The sequence below is a fragment of the Rhodococcus sp. WS3 genome, assembly GCF_003797085.1.
GTDB classification, from domain to species: domain Bacteria; phylum Actinomycetota; class Actinomycetes; order Mycobacteriales; family Mycobacteriaceae; genus Rhodococcus_F; species Rhodococcus_F globerula.
Genome location: NZ_RKMA01000001.1, coordinates 2,486,802 through 2,503,870, shown reverse-complemented (window position 1 = coordinate 2,503,870; position 17,069 = coordinate 2,486,802). Strand labels below are relative to the sequence as shown.

Sequence of the window (17,069 nt, the reverse complement as noted above, 5' to 3'; positions counted from 1 at the left end):
TGGTTTTTTCGCGATATTGCGTAGTCTGGCTTCATGATCGATGTCGGAGCTTTGCGGGCGCTGCGGTCGGTGGCCGCTCTCGGAACGCTGGCGCGAGCCGCAGAGGAACTCGGGTTCACAGCGTCGGCGATTTCGCAGCAGATCAAGAGGCTCGAGCGTCAAGTCGGTGTACCGGTGCTTGCGACTGCAGGCCGCGGAGTTGTGCTCACTCCCGCAGGGCAGGCCATCGTCGATTCGGCGCCCGATGTGTTCGACGCACTGGAGCGTTGCGTCGAAGCGGCACAGTCGGTTTCGGACGGTGCGCCGCGTGGAGTACTCCGCGTAGCGGCATTCTCGACAGGAATCCGGGGGCTGCTTGCGCCGGCGATCGTGCGATTGTCGACCGAGTACCCGGACTTACAGGTGCGCGTCACCGAGCAGGACCCGGACCAGGCGCTGCACAGCGTCGACGCCGGTACCGCGGACTTTGCGGTTGTTCACGATGCCGATGGATTGCCGCCTTCGCTTCCTTCGTCGCTGGCCGAGCGTCACATTCACACTGATGTCGGTGATGTCGTGATGAATCGGACGCATGCACTTGCGCAGCTCGACCGACCTCTGACCAGTGCCGACCTAGCGGGTCACGCGTGGGTGACAAGTCCGCCGGGGACCGTGTGTCACCAGTGGTTTCGACGGTTGGTTGCCGACGTCGGTGAGGATGCCGACGTGCGACATCTGGTCGACGACTTTGCCACGCAGCTGTCGCTGGTTTCTGCGGGAGAGGTGATCGCTTTGATTCCTCGCCTTGCCCGTCCGCCGTTGGGGGAAGAATTGGTGTCGCGGCCATTGGCGCGGGCGCCGAGGCGTGAGATACACGCAGCGTGGCGCCGAAGCGCGGATTCCAGCCCGGCGATTCGGGTAGTGCTGCAAGCCCTTGATCCGGCAACCCTCGGTGACGGCTCAGGGGGCCGCAGCGGTTGACTCGCTGTGTCCGGCTCCGAGTGGGTCTTGCCACGTGGTCCACACGTCTGGCCCGAGTTCGATCTCCGCTGTGGTGAGTAGGCAGGCATCGAGTTCTCTGCGTAGTCGAACCGGGTCGATGCCCTGGCCGATGAAGACGAGCTCCTGCCGGCAGTCGCCGACGGGTTCTTCCCACTTGTCGAGGATTCCCGAACGACGGTAGTCATCGGCGGGCCAGAGATCGTCGGAAAGAAACTTCCACCATCGCCCGACGTATCCGTGCCGGATGAGATGTCCTGCCTGAGAAATACTCCCGATCTCGTTGAACCGGAAGGCATTCCAGAAATAGCCCTTGGCGCGAAGTAGCCTTCCGTTTGTCCACTCGCTCGTGAGGAAGTCGTGTAGCCGTTGTGGGTGGAAGGGTGCGCGCTCGCGGTACACCACCGAACTGATTCCGTACTCTTCGGTTTCGGGCGTGTGTTCACCTTGGAGTTCTTGTAGCCAGCCAGGGGCCTGCGCAGCGTTCTCGAGGGAGAACAAACCGGTATCGAGAATGGTGTCGAGTGGGATTCGGCCATGACTCATCGGCACTATCGCGGCGGTCGCATTCAAAGATCGTAGGACCGCTGTCAGTTCGATCAGGTGTTGTGGCGTCACGAGATCGGCTTTGCTCACCAGGATGACGTCGGCAAATTCGATCTGATCGACCAGCAGATCCGAGATATCGCGTTTGTCTTCCGGCGCTTCGGCTTCGACGCGACCCCCAGCTGCGTAGTCACGGAGAAAACTGTGTCCGTCGACGACGGTCACCATGGTGTCGAGGCGAGCGATGTCCGCCAGAGCGTGACCGTCGGTGTCGATGAAAGTGAACGTTTCCGCGACGGGCAGCGGTTCGGAAATGCCCGAAGATTCGATGAGAAGGTAGTCGAAGCGACCGTCGGCGGCCAGCGTCGCAATCTCAGCGAGAAGGTCTTCACGCAGGGTGCAGCAGATGCAGCCGTTGGTCATCTCGACCAATTTCTCCTGAGATCGACTCAGCGATATCTCACGCTCGACTTCTGCACTGTCGATGTTGATTTCGCTCATGTCGTTGACGATCACCGCCACTCGCCGACCCTCACGGTTACGCAGAATCTCGTTGAGGAGTGTCGTTTTCCCGGCTCCCAGGAAGCCTGAGAGCACCGTGACCGGAAGTCGTGTGTCGACCATGATTTCCAGAGTCCTTCCGGATGAGTGGATCGCTGTGGTTTGGCGGCGGTCGTGCAAAACGGTGCGATCGCATGACCGCCGCCTGGCGTTGCGGGAAGATCAGGGTTGGTGGAAATCAGGCCGTCGGCTCGAGGTACCCCTCGAAGAGATCGACAACGACGCTTCCGCCGTCGGTGTCGCGGCCGAACAGTTCCTCCGCGGCGAACTTCACGTGGTAAGTGGGTTCTTCGCCGGCGTCGTTGCGCCCGTGACCGATTGCGTCGGGGAACGGCCACTTCTGGGTGGTCCGATGAGAGATGGTTCCCACCCGTCCACGGCAGTACGCAGGCATTCGAATATGCCCCGGAACGTACTCGTCGCGCACGCGTACTCGCTGACCAACTTCGAAGGTGGTCGTCTCGACGGGTGCAGGCCGCCCTTCGGATTCGCTGGGTCGTGACAGCGGGAACGGTCCGCCTGCAAGAGTTTCGAGCTCGTCTTGCGTCAGGATCCCTTTTTCGACCATCAGAGTAGCGACGCCGATGACGTACCTCTCGTAGTACGGGGTCATCATGTAATGCCGGGGTTCCATCCGCTCGACGACGTATCGAACTTCGTCGACGCTGAATGCCCCGAGTTCGGCGACACCGGCGAACATCAGGCTGTACGGCAGGTGTTCCCACTCGGCATGGAATGTGGGGCCGATGTCGGCGTTGACGGTATGCGGGACTTTGCCGAAGCCTTGAACTCCGGCAAGATCGTGTACTCCATCCATGGTGTGCTTCTTTCTTGTCGGTGTGATCAGACGGTGGGGACCTGCGGGATTGCGACCCCGATCAGGCAGTCCTTGGTGACGATTTCCTGCAGCTGCGCCTGGCTCCAGCCCTCGGTGCCTGCGGGGCGTTGTGGGAGGACCATGTAGCGAGTTTCGGCGGTGGTGTCGTAGACGCGAACCTCGGTATCCGACGGGATCTCGGTTCCCATCTCGGAGAGAACCTTCCGTGGCTCACGGACCACCCGCGCACGGTATTCGAAACTCTTGTACCAGGTGGGCGGCAGACCGAGAATCGGCCAGGCGGTGCACGAACACAGTGAGCACACGATCACGTTCTTGAGCGTCGGAGTGTCTTCGACGGCCACGATGTACTCACCCTGAGGTCCGAGATAGCCGTACTGAGCCACTGCCGCAGTTCCGTCGGTGAGGAGTAACTGCCGGAATTCGGGGTCGGTCCAGGCTCGCGCGACCAACTCGGCGCCGCGCTTGGGGCTGAAGTCCTCTTCGAAGGTCTTCTTCCATCCCTCGACGTAACCGGCAGGGACCAATCCCTTGCCGTCGAGTGCGCGGAACAACGCCCACGCGCGATCGGAGACCGGTGCCTGGGCTGGTGCCGCATTCTCCGTTGTGTGGTCGATCGTTACTGACATTGTGTTTCACCTTTCCTGTGGGGGCTGATCACGTGTGAATCGGTGGAATAAGTTGGGCGACTCCGGATGCGTGGCGGGCCGGCACCGGAAATACACCGCGAATCTTCTCGAACGCGCGACCGACCTGTAGTACCTTTGCGTCGTCGAAACGCTTGCCGGTGATCATCATTCCGGTCGGCAGACCGTTCACCAGACTTGCCGGGACAGAGAGAGAAGGGTGGCCGGTGACGTCGAACGGTGCGGTGTTGGCGACCATGCCGAGGGCCTTGGTGATGAAGGTGGCGCGGTCGACATTCGCAGCGGGTAACTCGGATGCGACATACGGCAGAGTAGGCATCACCAGCACGTCGTACTGTTCCAGCGCGGCATCGTAGGCAGCACGGGCATGGGGCACCAGGTTGCGGGCTTTGCCGTAGGTGGCACCTGCAAGCGCGGTAATACCGTGATGTCCGGTCAACGCAACCAGTTTGACAGTTTCCGACAAGTCATTCGCGTGCTGGATACGGCGAGAAGCAAAGTGTGCCATCAGTTCCGGATCGTAGAGACCTTCGACATTGAGTCCGTATCCGTTGCCGTCGAGCATCTGGTAGGCGCCACCGTCAGTGGCAATCACATTCCAGATATGGAAGGCGTGCACGTGCCAGGGAATGCTCACTTCCTCCACAACGCATCCGGCCTCGGTCAAGCTGTACGCCGCTGAACGGATGGCGTCGTCGACCTCTGGTTGCGAGACGGCCTGACCGAATCCTTCTCGCACAACACCGATTCGCATCCCCGCTACGTCGGCACCGAGGTTGGACAGATAATCGGCCGTCTCGAGATTCTCGGGTTGTCGGGGGTCGTTGCCGTCGCGGCCTGCAATGACCGAAAGCATCAGTGCCGCATCGTCGACGCTGCGAGTGATCGGTCCGAGGTGGTCGATGGTGCGCTCGATAGGAAAAGCGCCCGTGTAGGGGACAAGTCCGAAAGTGGGTTTGTGTCCGACGACGCCACAAAATGCAGCAGGGATACGAATCGATCCACCCTGGTCTCCGCCGATGGCAATGTCGACGTCACCGTTGGCCACGAGAGCTGCACTGCCACCCGATGATCCACCGGCTTCACGGTGCGGGTCCCATGGATTGCGGACAGGTCCGCTAGCCGGGGTGAAACTGGAACCGGAGAAGCACAGGTCTTCGCACACTGCTTTGCCGGCAACCGTCGCCCCGGCTGCGAGTAGTCGAGTGACGACAGTGGCGTCGCGGGAGGGAACAAATCCTTCGACCGACCGTGACCCGTTCATCATCGGCACGCCCGCCACGCTGACGTTGTCCTTGATCGCTACCCGACGATCGCCCAGGACGCCGTCCGATGTCGGAAGAATCTCGGTTGTCACATACCAAGCGCCCAAAAGATTTTCGTCAGATTCGGGTGTCCGGTATTCGCGGGAGATCGGCGTTGGTGCTGCTTCGTCGGCATACAGTTGATCGACGGCATCGTAGGAGCCGAGCGCTCCGTCGATCAGGGCCGGCCACTCTCGCTTGGCTGTATCGTCTAGGACGATTCCGTAATGCTGTGCAGCAGAATCTATTGCGTTGTCATCTGGTCGAATTATTGCCATGAGAAGTGTGCTCCTGATCTGATCAGTGTGTGGCGTCGCGCAGCATTCCGGTGTGCGGATGACAGTTGATGTACTCGTACTGCTGTGCGTCCGCGTCGAATACCGAGACCTCGTGGTAGAGGCGGAGTTTCTCCAGATTTTCGGCTACACGAAAGAACGTGGTGAAAATGCGTAGGTGGGTCGGGTGGGACTCCGACCAGCGCTCGAGATTGTCGAGCGAGGCCCAGTGCCCGATGTTGTAACTCAGGTCGAGAAAGTTGCCGTCGATGTCGATGTTGCGCACAAACCTGTTGCTGTAGCAACCCACTGCCTGGCCGTTGTCGCGGAGGAAGTCCATTCCCGCTTCGAGAGTCGGCAGGATTTCGTCCAGGTACAGACTGCGTTCGTCTGCTTCGGCATCGGCCCAATCTTGACCGGATCGAATCAATGCGATGTTGTCGTGCCCGCGCACCACTACACGGCCACCTGCTGTGGGATCGCCTGCGATCACACGTAGTTCACCGGACGGCTGCATCCAGTCGGTCTGGGAGATCGGAAATCGTTCGCGCATCGAACCCCAGTAGCCGTGTTCGTTTATGTCGCCGCTGATGCCGTCCATCACCGCTCCGACACCGGGGAGATTATCTTGGAACGCGTACAGCGTTTCGAACTGCTCGGCCCGCGGTGCCACGATCTCGCGGAAGAAACCCAAGCCGTCAGACAGGCGGTCAGCAGATTCCCACCAGTCCGCCACCGCTCGGGAATTGCTCCAACGTTGTTGGGACACAGGGTCCGTCCAGTACCCTGCGACAATCAAGTTCTCGTAGCCTTGGTTGTCGAGGTGGTGGGTCAGATCGTGGTGCAGCGCGCCGTCAGCCAGATCGAGACTGGCGACTATGTGGCGCATGGCCGCCAGTGCGTCCGAACGCTGTTCGTCTCCCCTAAATTGCACGCCGAAGTAGCCCATCACCACTTGGTGCAATTTCTCGTCCGAGCGCCCCACCCACATGGGAAACGGCGGTGCGTACGTATCCGGAACCCTACGAGTCAAGGTCCGTGGGCATTTGAGATGTTCACTGATCGCAGATTCCATGAGCACTCCATCCGAGTAGGTCATCGGTTGCCTGCCGCTTCGGCAACGGCGTATCGAAAATCTACGCCCGCAACGCCCGGCAAACTTGACCAGAAATGCCAGAAACATGGACCACAGTGCCAAGAACCTCGGATTGTTCCTGCTGTGCCGGATTTTCGTGGCGATCTCGAATAGATAAGTAGCGCAGCAGGTTACGTGCGCGTTACCGTTTGTTACCGGGGTGAGGCAGGGTTCGCGGAATCGAGTGACGCAGCGAGTGATTCCGAGCGGTATCGGCGAGGACTCATCCCGAACTCGGCTTTGAACGCTCGACTGAAGGTAGAGGGGTCCGTAAATCCCCATCGGTGAGCAATTTGAGTCAACGACCGCTCTGCGGTCCCGTGTCGCACCATCTCTCGGCGACAAACTTCCAGGCGACGACGTCGAATCGAGCGTGAGACAGTCGTGCCGTGTTCGGCGAAGACCCGATGCAACTGTCGAATGGAAACCGCGACCGATTCAGCGATGTTTACCGGCGACAGCGACGGGTCCTCGATGCGGTCGTCGATGACCGAAAGTGCCATCTCGTAAAGGTCGTTGCGATACGAGGCGACCGGACGGATTGTGGTGTGCAGGAACGATTTCACCAAACCGCTGATTTCCTCGATGATCTCAGCCTCGGCTCCGGCGACATCAGAGGCCATGCGGACTGACGCAAGATCGTGAAGAAAGCGACCTAGAAGTCCACTCACGCCGGTGTGACCGTCAAACGCAACGGCGGTAAGGCTCCGGATTTCAGCGTCCGCGAGCGCCAGAGACGGCCTTGGCCAGGTGAAGACCTCGAGGCCCCAGAACCCGTCGTTGGGATGTCCCTCGAATTGCCAATCGAATGGACGGGTGGTGTCGTACAGCACGTAGTCACCGCATCGCAGTACGCATTCTCGCTCGTCCTGCCGCACTATCGCGCTACCGCGGCGGATCATCCCGATTTGCAGGTAGTCGGCGCCGTCGTCCCTGATCAAACTGTTGCTGCGCACTATTCGTTGTTCCATCGACTGAACGGCAGCAACCTTGACGTGGGCAAGCTGAGCCGATTGGACAGCGCCGGTGAAACGTGTGCGGTCGTCGATATCGGATACGTCCAGAGCGACAAAATGTTCGCGCAGCAGATCTGCCCAGTCCCCTGCGATAGTTGCCCGAGTGGCAAGCGGAACATCAGAATTCTCGAGCATTGACGGGCACCTCCTCGGAGAAGAATCGAGTTGTTCGGTTGGCTAAACATCGAATGTGCTTAGTCTGGCGTTCATCCCGATCGAGTAGGAACGGGCTTCGCTCTGTGGGAGAAGAGTAGTCCGCTGTGTGTGAGGTGTCGATCGACATCACTCGTAATTCTCACTCGGGCGTTCGCGTTCGCAAAAATTGTTTGCCATACAAACAACACCAAGTTATTGTTTGTCATACAAACAAGTAGGAGTGCGTCCATGGCCACCGAAGCAGTACCGGCAGCGCGAGCAACACGGCAATCCGGGAAGCAGACCCGTCAGGCTCTGTTCGACGCGGCCACGGAACTGTTTCTCGAGCATGGTGAGTGCGTATCCATCGCCCAGATTTGCGCGGCCGCCGGCGCTCATCCCAATCAGGTGACGTACTACTACGGATCCAAAGAGAAGCTTTTTGTCGAGGTCGCCTGCGCTGCTGTTCTCCGGGCAGGTAAACGCGCAGAGGTTGATGCCGCGGACGCCGCTACCGTCGGTGACTACACCGAGAAACTTGTCGGATCGCTGCTCGGTGCGGGAGCTCCGAGTGTCGAGATCTTTGTCGAAGCGATGATGATGACGGGCCGACGCGGCGAGCTACGCGATCTCATCTCCGAGACGCTCCGCACCTTGCACTCCTCAGGCGAAACTGCCCTCCTCCGAACTTTGGTCCGCACCGGTTGGCAGCTGCGCGCGGGCATCGACGTCGAATCGAAAGCCTTCTGGTCCGCGATCTTCGGCCTCGTCATTCAGAAGACCGCAACCGGCGAGAGCTTCGGCTACTCGCTCGAGGAAGCGGTAGCCGTCATTTTCGCCACCCTTCAGATACCCGACGCAGTACTGAACAGCTCGATGGATTGAAACTCTCTCTCCATCAGGACTTTTAAGGATTTGCCGATGAACATCGTTCGCGTATTCGACAGCAATGTCACCAAGACGCCCGACAAGCCGTTCCTGATCGCAGGCGGCCACGAACACTCGTATCAGCAGGTTCAGGACGGAAGCCGGCGTGCTGCCGCGTATCTGGAAGATCTGGGTGTGGGCCGTGGCGATCGTGTAGCTCTGATGTGCTTCAACACACCAGGTTTTGTCTACGCGATGCTGGGAGCCTGGCGTCTGGGCGCCGTCGTCGTTCCCATCAATCACAAGATGCAGACGCCCGAAGTCGCCTACGTACTTGGACACGCCAAGGTGTCGGTGTGTGTCTTCGACGGTGAACTGGCACCCGTCGTCAGTCGCCTCGAAACCACCGCAAAGTTGGTCAGTACAGACTCTGCCGCAGACGGTTTCGACTTCTTCGATGACGCCATCAGTAGCGTGGACGGTGTGGACGGCGTCGAGATCGACGAAAACGATCCGGCCGAAATCCTGTACACCTCGGGTACAACCGGCGCTCCGAAGGGCTGCGTCCACAGCCACCGCAACGTGGTCGGGGTGGCGATCACTGCCGGCCTTGCCGTCTCGACGACGCGGGATGAGCGGCTGCTCATGGCTGTTCCGATCTGGCACGCGTCACCGCTCAACAACTGGTTCATGTCCACGCTCTACATGGGCGGAACGGTTGTGCTGGTTCGTGAGTACCATCCGGTGACATTCCTGGAAACTGTTCAGGAACAACGTATTACGCTTTGCTTTGGTCCTCCGGTCATCTATACGACAGCCCTCAACATGGTGCCGAACTTCGCCGACTACAACCTCGGTAGCGTCCGTGCGTGGTTGTACGGCGGTGGCCCCATCGGTGCCGATGTTGCCCGCCGACTCGTGGAGTCCTACGGCACCACCGAGTTCCGCCAGGTTTACGGCATGACCGAGACCGGTCCTGTCGGCACGGTGCTGTACCCAGAAGAGCAGTTGACCAAGGCCGGGTCTATCGGCAAGTTCGCGCTTGCCGGTGTGGATCTGCGGGTCGTTGGTGACAATGGCATCGACGTGGAGCCCGAGCAGATCGGTGAGATCTGGTTGCGTGCCGACACCGTCATGCAGGGTTATCTCGATGATCCCGAAGCCACTGCGGCCGCGTTTGCCGACGGAGATTGGTACCGCACAGGCGATCTCGCGCGCACCGACGAAGACGGTTATCTCTTCATCGTCGATCGCGCGAAGGACATGATCATCACCGGCGGCGAGAATGTCTACTCCAAGGAAGTGGAGGACGTGATCTCCGGGCACCCCGATGTTGTCGACGTGGCCGTTGTCGGCAAGCCCAACGAGGAGTGGGGCGAAACCGTCGTTGCGCATGTCGTGTGGCGTGAACCTGGCGTCATCGATGCCGACGACATCAAGACCTACCTCTCGGACAAGCTGGCGCGCTACAAGATTCCGCGTGAGGTGGAATTTGTGACCGTGCTCCCGCGTACACCCACCGGCAAGATCCAGAAGCACCTCATCCGCAGCGCGAGCTGAAAGGTTTGTCATGACTGAACTTTCCGAAAACACCGTCACGCATCCGGCCCCGCATCGCACACATGCGGTGCTCAATCAGTCGGTGCCGCGTACCGACGTCAACGAGTTCCTTCTCGACACCGTGCTTGCGGAAGGCGTCGTACGCCATGATGCAAACTGGGCAACAGAGGAACTGACCGGAATCGGTGAACTTGTCGGCAGTGCTGGCTTCCAGCACGATGCCGAGTTGGCAAACACCGTCATCCCCGAACTGCACACCTTCGACCGGTGGGGTAACCGCATCGACGAGGTGGAATATCACCCGTCGTACCACCGCATCATCTCGGCCGCGGTCGCTCACGGAGCGCATACCTCGGCGTGGGAAAACCCCAAGCCCGGTGCCAATGTTGCTCGCGCAGCGGCATTTATGCTGTTCTCCCAGGTCGAACCCGGTCATGCGTGCCCCATCTCCATGACACATGCCGTAATCCCCTCGCTCGAGCTGCAGCCTGATGTCGCCGCCATCTGGACGCCGCGCGCACTCTCACGCAGCTACACGCCCGAGTTGGACGCCCCCGGAAAGGCATCCGCCATCTTCGGTATGTCCATGACGGAGAAGCAGGGCGGCTCCGACGTACGCGCCAACACCACCATCGCGAAGCCCGCGGGCCGCGGCGGTCCGGGTGCCGATTATCTGCTCACCGGCCACAAGTGGTTCTGCTCGGCACCGATGTCCGACGCCTTCCTCGTGCTGGCTCAGGCTGAAGGTGCTGCAGGCGAAGGTCTTTCGTGCTTCCTGCTCCCGCGCATCCTGCCCGACGGCACGCGCAACGTCTTCCGCATCCAGCGTCTGAAGAACAAGCTGGGAAACAAGTCCAACGCGTCATCCGAGATCGAGCTCGACGGCACCGTCGGCACCATGATCGGTGAGCCAGGCCGTGGTGTGCGGACCATCATCGAGATGGTGTCGCAGACGCGTCTCGACTGCATTCTCGGCAGTACCGCCGGAATGCGGCAGTCGGTCGCTGAGGCAGTGTGGCACGCACGTCACCGCAGCGCTTTTGGTGCCGTCCTGGCGGATCAGCCTGCCATGACGTCGGTGCTCGCGGACCTGGCGCTTGAATCCGAGGCCGCGACCATCACCGCACTCCGGTTGGCACGGGCACAGGACAACGACGCCGACGAGCAGGAAAAGGCGTTCCGTCGTCTCGCGACAGCCGTCGCGAAGTACTGGATCTGCAAGCGCGGCCCGCATCACTCGTACGAGGCTCTCGAATGCCTGGGTGGCAACGGGTACACCGAGGACTTCCCGCTGGCTCGTCGCTACCGCGAACAGCCCGTCATGGCCGTTTGGGAGGGTTCAGGCAACGTCATCGCGCTCGACGTATTGCGCGCGATGACTCGTGAACCCGATTCCGTCGCCGCCTTCGATCACGAGGTCAACCTCGCCCGTGGCAACAACCCGGTTCTCGATCAGCACCTCGACCGGGTACGACGCCAGCTCGGTGAGCTCGCCACGATGGCACCCGCTGACGCGCAGCTGAGGGCTCGGACTGTCGTCGAAGCCATGGCGCTCGCGTTGCAGGCGTCGCTGATGGTGCGTTACGCGCCGGCCGCGTCGTCGGAGGCGTTCATTGCCGCTCGACTGGGCGAGGATCGTGGTCACGAGTACGGAACCCTGCCGGTGGGAACAGATTTCGCAGGGATTCTCGCTAGGGCGTAACCGCCCCGTGCGCCTTTCTGGTAGTTCCCGCTACCAAAAAGGCGCACAGGCCTTCAGGCCAAACCACTCAACGCAGGAGCGGTGTTCTCATCGCGCCACCCGATTGCCTCGACGAGGGTTGTCAGGTCGTAATCCGGTCCGCTCGAACTGACTGTGAAGAGAGTGACGCCGTCGGCCACCAGGTCGGCGGCGTTCTCCAATCCGGGCCACGGGGCGGAATGCTCCACATCCAGGGGATTGCGTCCGACAGCGGCGCAGTGATCGGCCAGGATGTCGGACTTGCGCAGGTGCGTCTCGCGGTCGCCGAAGCTGTGCCACACATCGGCATACTCGGCGACCAGTCGCAGGGTCTTCTTCTCTCCGCCACCGCCGATCAGAACCGGGATATTGCGCGACGGCGGCGGGTTGCCACCGGCCAGTCGCCGTGTGATGCGAGGCAGGTACTCGCCGAGCAGTTTCAGCCGTGAACCTGGGGTGCCGAAGTCGTAGCCGAACTGGTCGTAGTCCTTCTGGAACCAGCCGGCGCCGATGCCGAGGATGAGGCGTCCACCGCTCATGTGGTCGACGGTTCGCGCCATATCGGCCAGCAGATCGGGATTGCGGTAGCCACCCCCCGTGACCAGGGCGCCGATCTCCACACGTTCGGTCTGCTCGGCCCAGGCCCCGAGCATGGTCCAGCATTCGAAATGGGCTCCGTCGGGATCGCCGGTCAACGGGTAGAAGTGGTCCCAGTTGAAGACGATGTCGACCCCCGCGTCTTCTGATCGCAGAACCGCGTCGCGGATCAGCCCGTAGTCGGGTGCGTGCTGGGGTTGGAGTTGAACACCGATGCGTACCGGACGAGTCATGCCGCGCTCCTGCCGAGAGGAAATGGTTACTCCCTTCATCATGGCCGGGAAGACCCGGTTGCCGCTACGTGTGGGCAGCACCAACCGACTCGTGGACCCCCAGTTCTTCGAGTAGGCGAGTGCGCAGAGCTGTATACCCCGGTTGCGCTGGATTGCGCGGCTGCGCGAACGAGACGTTTTCGAGGATGCTCAAACGACCGTCGCGCAACACCGCAATACGATCCGCGAGCAGGATTGCCTCGTCGATGTCGTGAGTCACCAGCAGCACTGCCGGACGATGTTTGCGGCACAGTTCCGCCACCAAGGCCTGCATGCGGAGTCGGGTGAGCGCGTCGAGTGCCGCAAACGGCTCGTCCAGCAACAACAATTGTGGGTTGCGTACCAACGCCCGGGCCAATGCGACGCGCTGCGCTTCGCCCCCGGACAAGGTTGTGGGCCAAGCCCGTTCGCGCCCGGCTAGTGACACCTCGGCCAACGCAGCGGTTGCGGCTTCGCGATTCTTCCGGGTAGCACGCTGACCCAGTATGACGTTGTCCTGGACGCGCTTCGACGCTATGAGGCGAGGCTCTTGGAAGACGACCGTCCGCGCATCTGGTGCCTGTACCTCTCCGGCGTCGTATCCCTCGAGGCCGGCAAGAATTCGCAGGAAGGTTGTCTTGCCACTGCCGCTGGCTCCGAGGAGTGCAACGAACTCCCCCGGTTGCACGTCGAGCGAGAAACCGTCCAGGATTGTGCGGTCACCAAAAGTCTTGACGATGCCACTGGCGCGTACACCGGTGTCTCGACTGCTCATGCGGACTTCCCCCATTGCTTGTACGGCATCAGGATTCGCTCGATAGCTCGAACGAGAAGGTCGACCGACAACCCCCAGATTGCGTAGATGATCACGACAACCACCAGGATGTCGGTCTGGAAATACTGCTGAGCTGAGGTCATCAGGAAACCCAGGCCCTTGGGGGCATTGCTCAACTCGGCGACGATGAGCGCGAGAAGCGACACCGACAGCGAGACCCGCAGTCCGACAAGCACCGACGGAATCATCTCCGGCAGAATTACCTGACGGATCAACCCGATGCCACGGAGCCCGAACACTCGTCCGGCTTCGATGACCTTGCGATCCACGTTTCGCACGCCGCTGTGAGTGTTGATGTACAGCGGAAACAGTGCTGCTGCTGCGATGATGATGATCTTGGGGCGTTCGTCGATGCCGAACCACAGGATCAGCAACGGAGTGATTGCGAGAAACGGGATGGTGCGGAGCATTTGCAGCGTCGGGTCGAGGAGTTTGTCGGCCAGAGCAAACAGGCCGGAGATGATACCGAGCGATAGTCCCAGTGCCCCGCCGATGGCAAATCCGATGGCAACACGGACAAGCGATACCGAAAGGTTCTCCCACAGAACCCCTGTCGTCAGCAGTTCGACAAATGCGGACCACACCGACCACGGCGACGGGAAGGTCTTCTCGTCGATCTTGCCGGTCGCCGATCCCACTGCCCATAAGGCGAGCAGTGCAACCGGGACGCTTGCGCGCAGCGCGACATCGGTCAATCGTGAGCGTCGTCGCCGACGGGTAGGTGCCGGCGCGAGATGCTCAGGTGCTCTCACCGTGGGCAGTGCCGGTGCTTCCACACTCATGACACTGCCCAGGTCGTGACGTCGAAGGCGTTGGGGGCCTTACCGGACTTGACCAGGAAGTCGAGCGTCGAACGCACCGTGTTCAATCCGTCCGGATCAACTGGTTCGCTCTGGAAATTCCACAGTGTTGCTTCCTTGACCACATCTACCGGTGAGCCGGTGGCATCAAAAACGAACTGAGCATAGCCGTCGTGGTTCGCATCGATTGCTTTGTCTCCGGCCTGAATGACCTCCCAGACCGCCTTTGCCAGTTCGGGATTCGCCGCAAAAGTCTCACGCGAAGTCAGGGCGACGCTGGTGGCCAGCAGATCGGGGTCGTCGACGCTCGCCTTGGACAGAATGGGGAAGTTGATCTGCTTGCGCCAGATGCCGGCCGTCGTCGCGGGAAGTGGAACGGCGTCGATATCGCCGCGCTGCAGGGCCGGAAGCGCGTCGGCGAAGAGCAGATTCACCAACTCCACCTGATCCGCGACACCGGCACGTTCGAGTACGGCGCGTCCGTACTTGTCGAAGTTGGAGCCGAATTGGAGTCCCACCTTCTTTCCGGCAAGATCTTCGATTTTCGATACTCCACCTTCTCGGCCGAGGAACCAGATATCGGACGCGGGCTTGTCGATCACCAAGGCGGGCACGTCGATTCCGCTGGCCTTGGCCTGAACGGCCGGTGTATCACCGATCAGGCCGACCTGTACGTCGCCCGTCTGCAATGCCTGCACCACCGGCGGACCGTTGTTGAAGCCGACGAAGGCTTTGTACTCGAATCCGTACTTCTCGAGAATCGGTTGTGCCAGACCCTCGTGGACGGCGTAACCGAACGAGGTTGTGTCCGTGGGGGATTTACCGGCCGCACCGTTCCACGGAGCGCCCACTGTCAACGGAACCAGTGACGCCGACGTACCCTCGGTGGCTTCCGAGGTCGACGAGCACGCGGTCACCGTTGCGAGAAGTGCGATTCCCAGCAGTGCGGCAAGGCTTTTGGTGCGAGTGCGGATGGTCATGGTGTTCTCCTGGCATTCTGGGCAAGCTGGTGATAGTCGGCTGTGGATTGTGTCGGGCGGGCGGACGATTTGCGCCACCCGACGCGTTCGCGGTACATCCCGAGCAGGTTCTGCCCGAGGAGGTGCTCTTCGTCGAGGAACTCGGAGCCCTGCGGTTCCGGTGTGCGTGAGGGCGAGACGAACATGGCGTCGGCCGGGCAGTACGCCTCACACTGGAAACACGTCTGGCAGTCCGAATGTCTGGCGATCACGGGAGGGGCGTCCGGGACGGCTTCGAAGACGTTCATCGGACAGATCCGGACGCAGATGTCGCACGTGGTGCAGCGGTCGGCGTTGATGATCTCGATCATGACGCACTCCCCTGCGTGGCCAATGTGATACCAACACGGGGTAATTCGGTATCCGGCTCCACCCAGATATCGTCAAGCCCGCCACTGAGTAGTCGGTGAGCTTGGCTCGAATCCGTGTCAGGGAAATCGGTGCGGGTATGCATGCCACGGGTTTCCGTGCGCGCCATGGCCGTACGTACCGCCCACCGGCCCATCGCCAGCATTCCGGCGCTCTCGCGTTGCGCGATTGCCTCCATGCCGGAGTATTCGACGATCGGGGCGGAAGATGCGCTCTCCCACAGTCGATCGAGGCGAGCAGCCGAGTCGGCAAGTCCGTCGTTGCTGCGGAAAACTGCCTTGTCGATCGGCAGCATTTCGGACTGGATCGAGTCAACAGCGTCGTCGACGCTGTTGACACCTCGACCACGAACACCGAGGGTTCCGGACGGTTCGACATCGAATCGGGTTGGTAATCCACGATGTGCGGAGAATCCGGCCGCAGCGCGTCCAGCCCACGTCCCGGTCGCAATGGCCCACGACAGGTTGGGGCCACCCGCTCCGGTGGCAGCGCCGACTATGCGGTCGCGCGCCGCGATATCGCCTGCCGCGTAGAGGCCGGACACTCCCGTCGACGCCTCGTAGTCGAGAATGTGTATTCCGCCCGTACCCCGGACAGTTCCTTCTTGGACCCAATCCATCGGGAACCGTTCGTTGAAGGGATCGATCCCGAGTTTGTCCGTCACCATGAAGAAGTTGGGCATCGCAGCGCGCAGCGCCGGCCACATTTCTTTGTCGAACTGAGTGAACTGTGCGGTGATCGTGCCGCGCAGAGAAGCACCGAGAAGCTCTGCGCGGCTTTGGTGAAGGTCGTGATACCGGATCGGTTCACCGCGGTGATCCCAGTACGACGCGGAGACGAAGAATCCGTTCTTGTCCATGCTTGTTCCGAAGGGCACCATTCCGTAGAAGTTCGAGAACTCCATGCTGGAGAGATGGGCGCCGACTTCGACGGCCATCAAGTGCCCCTCGCCGGTGTTCACGTCACCGCCGAGTGAGTGGCTCTTCCACGTGGTGCCGCCAGTCGCGAGGATCACGGCGCCGGCGTCGACGCGCCAGGGCCGTTTGACCTGACGCTGGTAACCCGTTGCCCCGGAGACAGTTCCGTTGGAATCCACGAGAAGTTCCAGTGCCGGGCTGTGGTCCAGTACATGGACTCCGGATTTCTTGACCTTCCCACGCAGGAAGCGGAGGTAGTCCGGGGCCGCGCCGGAAAATGATCGCTCGCCGGGACGCGCGCCGAACAGTGAGCCGGGACTGCGCGGCTTGGCGCTGGGCTTGTATCCCCATTCAGGGATGAGAGCTGTTCGCTCCCAAGCCTCGTCGAGAACCGCTTCGGTCCATACTCGATCGGTGATGAAACCACCGGAGCGTTCGCGCCGCGAGATTTCTTCGTCGCGACGCTCCGGAACCGGGGGCACGAGCCAATGGCCGACTCCCGCCGTCGCGGCTACACCGCTTGCGCCGACATAGCCTTTGTCTACCAACGTGACACTGGCGCCGGATTCCGCTGCGGCAACTGCCGCCCAGGTTGCCGCCGGTCCGCCGCCGACAATCAGCACGTCGGTCGACACATGCAGACTCTCGGAATCGTCCGTGACTATCTGTCCGTGAAAGCGAGGGAGTGAGCGCGCCATG

The 17,069-nt window shown here is 61.2% G+C and carries 16 protein-coding genes; 4 read left to right on the top strand and 12 right to left on the bottom strand.

Annotated features, from left to right (window positions below; translation table 11 throughout):
- Nucleotides 1–33: 33 nt before the first annotated feature.
- Nucleotides 34–960, top strand: a complete 927-nt coding sequence (locus tag EEB13_RS11365) for a LysR family transcriptional regulator (RefSeq protein ID WP_141485284.1) — start codon at nucleotides 34–36, stop codon at nucleotides 958–960.
- Here the strand turns inward: EEB13_RS11365 and EEB13_RS11360 are convergent.
- The 6 genes from EEB13_RS11360 to EEB13_RS11335 all read right to left on the bottom strand — a co-directional run bounded on the left by EEB13_RS11360 (nucleotide 940) and on the right by EEB13_RS11335 (nucleotide 7,435).
- Nucleotides 940–2,148 carry a GTP-binding protein gene (locus EEB13_RS11360; RefSeq protein ID WP_141485283.1) on the bottom strand — a complete coding sequence of 403 codons (1,209 nt, stop codon included), beginning with the start codon at nucleotides 2,146–2,148 and terminating at the stop codon, nucleotides 940–942. The two genes, EEB13_RS11365 and EEB13_RS11360, sit on opposite strands and share 21 nt — an antisense overlap.
- Nucleotides 2,149–2,263: 115 nt before the next feature.
- Entirely contained in the window at nucleotides 2,264–2,902 is a 639-nt protein-coding gene (gene nthB, locus EEB13_RS11355; RefSeq protein WP_092805235.1) for a nitrile hydratase subunit beta, read from the bottom strand.
- A gap of 26 nt (nucleotides 2,903–2,928) precedes the next feature.
- Complete coding sequence (gene nthA, locus EEB13_RS11350; protein ID WP_116104676.1) at nucleotides 2,929–3,552, bottom strand: nitrile hydratase subunit alpha; 624 nt, start codon at nucleotides 3,550–3,552, stop codon at nucleotides 2,929–2,931.
- Between the two features lie 28 nt (nucleotides 3,553–3,580).
- The gene (locus EEB13_RS11345; protein ID WP_141485282.1) at nucleotides 3,581–5,152 is read right to left on the bottom strand and encodes an amidase; all 1,572 of its coding nucleotides are present in this window, start codon (nucleotides 5,150–5,152) and stop codon (nucleotides 3,581–3,583) included.
- A gap of 22 nt (nucleotides 5,153–5,174) precedes the next feature.
- Nucleotides 5,175–6,224, bottom strand: a complete 1,050-nt coding sequence (locus EEB13_RS11340; RefSeq protein WP_045066813.1) for a phenylacetaldoxime dehydratase family protein — start codon at nucleotides 6,222–6,224, stop codon at nucleotides 5,175–5,177.
- 212 nt (nucleotides 6,225–6,436) lie between these two features.
- The gene (locus tag EEB13_RS11335; RefSeq protein WP_141485281.1) at nucleotides 6,437–7,435 is read right to left on the bottom strand and encodes a helix-turn-helix domain-containing protein; all 999 of its coding nucleotides are present in this window, start codon (nucleotides 7,433–7,435) and stop codon (nucleotides 6,437–6,439) included.
- Nucleotides 7,436–7,684: 249 nt separating this feature from the next.
- On the opposite strand from EEB13_RS11335, the gene EEB13_RS11330 reads away from it, so the two are divergent.
- From EEB13_RS11330 to EEB13_RS11320, 3 genes are read left to right on the top strand one after another with little or no spacing between them, the layout of a single operon-like run.
- Nucleotides 7,685–8,320, top strand: a complete 636-nt coding sequence (locus tag EEB13_RS11330) for a TetR/AcrR family transcriptional regulator C-terminal domain-containing protein (protein WP_138871125.1) — start codon at nucleotides 7,685–7,687, stop codon at nucleotides 8,318–8,320.
- Nucleotides 8,321–8,356: 36 nt separating this feature from the next.
- Nucleotides 8,357–9,862: a class I adenylate-forming enzyme family protein gene (locus tag EEB13_RS11325; protein WP_045065964.1), complete on the top strand. Its 1,506-nt coding sequence runs from the start codon at nucleotides 8,357–8,359 to the stop codon at nucleotides 9,860–9,862.
- Between the two features lie 10 nt (nucleotides 9,863–9,872).
- A complete protein-coding gene (locus EEB13_RS11320) occupies nucleotides 9,873–11,564 on the top strand; it encodes an acyl-CoA dehydrogenase family protein (RefSeq protein ID WP_141485280.1) in 1,692 nt (563 codons plus the stop codon).
- Nucleotides 11,565–11,617: 53 nt separating this feature from the next.
- On the opposite strand, the gene EEB13_RS11315 is transcribed toward EEB13_RS11320, so the two are convergent.
- The 6 genes from EEB13_RS11315 to EEB13_RS11290 all read right to left on the bottom strand — a co-directional run bounded on the left by EEB13_RS11315 (nucleotide 11,618) and on the right by EEB13_RS11290 (nucleotide 17,068).
- A complete protein-coding gene (locus EEB13_RS11315; protein ID WP_141485279.1) occupies nucleotides 11,618–12,412 on the bottom strand; it encodes an LLM class F420-dependent oxidoreductase in 795 nt (264 codons plus the stop codon).
- Nucleotides 12,413–12,476: 64 nt separating this feature from the next.
- The gene (locus EEB13_RS11310) at nucleotides 12,477–13,205 is read right to left on the bottom strand and encodes an ABC transporter ATP-binding protein (protein ID WP_141485278.1); all 729 of its coding nucleotides are present in this window, start codon (nucleotides 13,203–13,205) and stop codon (nucleotides 12,477–12,479) included.
- Entirely contained in the window at nucleotides 13,202–14,047 is an 846-nt protein-coding gene (locus EEB13_RS11305) for an ABC transporter permease (RefSeq protein ID WP_045065957.1), read from the bottom strand. The genes EEB13_RS11310 and EEB13_RS11305 overlap by 4 nt, the downstream gene beginning before the upstream one ends.
- Nucleotides 14,044–15,045: an ABC transporter substrate-binding protein gene (locus EEB13_RS11300; protein WP_141485277.1), complete on the bottom strand. Its 1,002-nt coding sequence runs from the start codon at nucleotides 15,043–15,045 to the stop codon at nucleotides 14,044–14,046. Before EEB13_RS11300 ends, EEB13_RS11305 begins: the two co-directional genes overlap by 4 nt.
- The gene (locus EEB13_RS11295; RefSeq protein ID WP_033237056.1) at nucleotides 15,042–15,395 is read right to left on the bottom strand and encodes a ferredoxin family protein; all 354 of its coding nucleotides are present in this window, start codon (nucleotides 15,393–15,395) and stop codon (nucleotides 15,042–15,044) included. Before EEB13_RS11295 ends, EEB13_RS11300 begins: the two co-directional genes overlap by 4 nt.
- Complete coding sequence (locus EEB13_RS11290) at nucleotides 15,392–17,068, bottom strand: FAD-dependent oxidoreductase (RefSeq protein WP_141485276.1); 1,677 nt, start codon at nucleotides 17,066–17,068, stop codon at nucleotides 15,392–15,394. The genes EEB13_RS11295 and EEB13_RS11290 overlap by 4 nt, the downstream gene beginning before the upstream one ends.
- Nucleotide 17,069: the final 1 nt, after the last annotated feature.

Bases quoted from the DNA above. Each gene is read 5' to 3' on its own strand.
- EEB13_RS11325 (WP_045065964.1), top strand. From the start codon at position 8,357: ATGAACATCGTTCGCGTATTCGACAGCAATGTCACCAAGACGCCCGAC.
- EEB13_RS11365 (WP_141485284.1), top strand. From the start codon at position 34: ATGATCGATGTCGGAGCTTTGCGGGCGCTGCGGTCGGTGGCCGCTCTC.
- EEB13_RS11300 (WP_141485277.1), bottom strand. From the start codon at position 15,045: ATGACCATCCGCACTCGCACCAAAAGCCTTGCCGCACTGCTGGGAATC.
- EEB13_RS11335 (WP_141485281.1), bottom strand. From the start codon at position 7,435: ATGCTCGAGAATTCTGATGTTCCGCTTGCCACTCGGGCAACTATCGCA.
- nthA (WP_116104676.1), bottom strand. From the start codon at position 3,552: ATGTCAGTAACGATCGACCACACAACGGAGAATGCGGCACCAGCCCAG.
- EEB13_RS11320 (WP_141485280.1), top strand. From the start codon at position 9,873: ATGACTGAACTTTCCGAAAACACCGTCACGCATCCGGCCCCGCATCGC.
- EEB13_RS11310 (WP_141485278.1), bottom strand. From the start codon at position 13,205: ATGAGCAGTCGAGACACCGGTGTACGCGCCAGTGGCATCGTCAAGACT.
- EEB13_RS11290 (WP_141485276.1), bottom strand. From the start codon at position 17,068: ATGGCGCGCTCACTCCCTCGCTTTCACGGACAGATAGTCACGGACGAT.
- EEB13_RS11330 (WP_138871125.1), top strand. From the start codon at position 7,685: ATGGCCACCGAAGCAGTACCGGCAGCGCGAGCAACACGGCAATCCGGG.
- EEB13_RS11360 (WP_141485283.1), bottom strand. From the start codon at position 2,148: ATGGTCGACACACGACTTCCGGTCACGGTGCTCTCAGGCTTCCTGGGA.
- EEB13_RS11340 (WP_045066813.1), bottom strand. From the start codon at position 6,224: ATGGAATCTGCGATCAGTGAACATCTCAAATGCCCACGGACCTTGACT.
- EEB13_RS11315 (WP_141485279.1), bottom strand. From the start codon at position 12,412: ATGACTCGTCCGGTACGCATCGGTGTTCAACTCCAACCCCAGCACGCA.
- nthB (WP_092805235.1), bottom strand. From the start codon at position 2,902: ATGGATGGAGTACACGATCTTGCCGGAGTTCAAGGCTTCGGCAAAGTC.
- EEB13_RS11295 (WP_033237056.1), bottom strand. From the start codon at position 15,395: ATGATCGAGATCATCAACGCCGACCGCTGCACCACGTGCGACATCTGC.
- EEB13_RS11345 (WP_141485282.1), bottom strand. From the start codon at position 5,152: ATGGCAATAATTCGACCAGATGACAACGCAATAGATTCTGCTGCACAG.
- EEB13_RS11305 (WP_045065957.1), bottom strand. From the start codon at position 14,047: ATGAGTGTGGAAGCACCGGCACTGCCCACGGTGAGAGCACCTGAGCAT.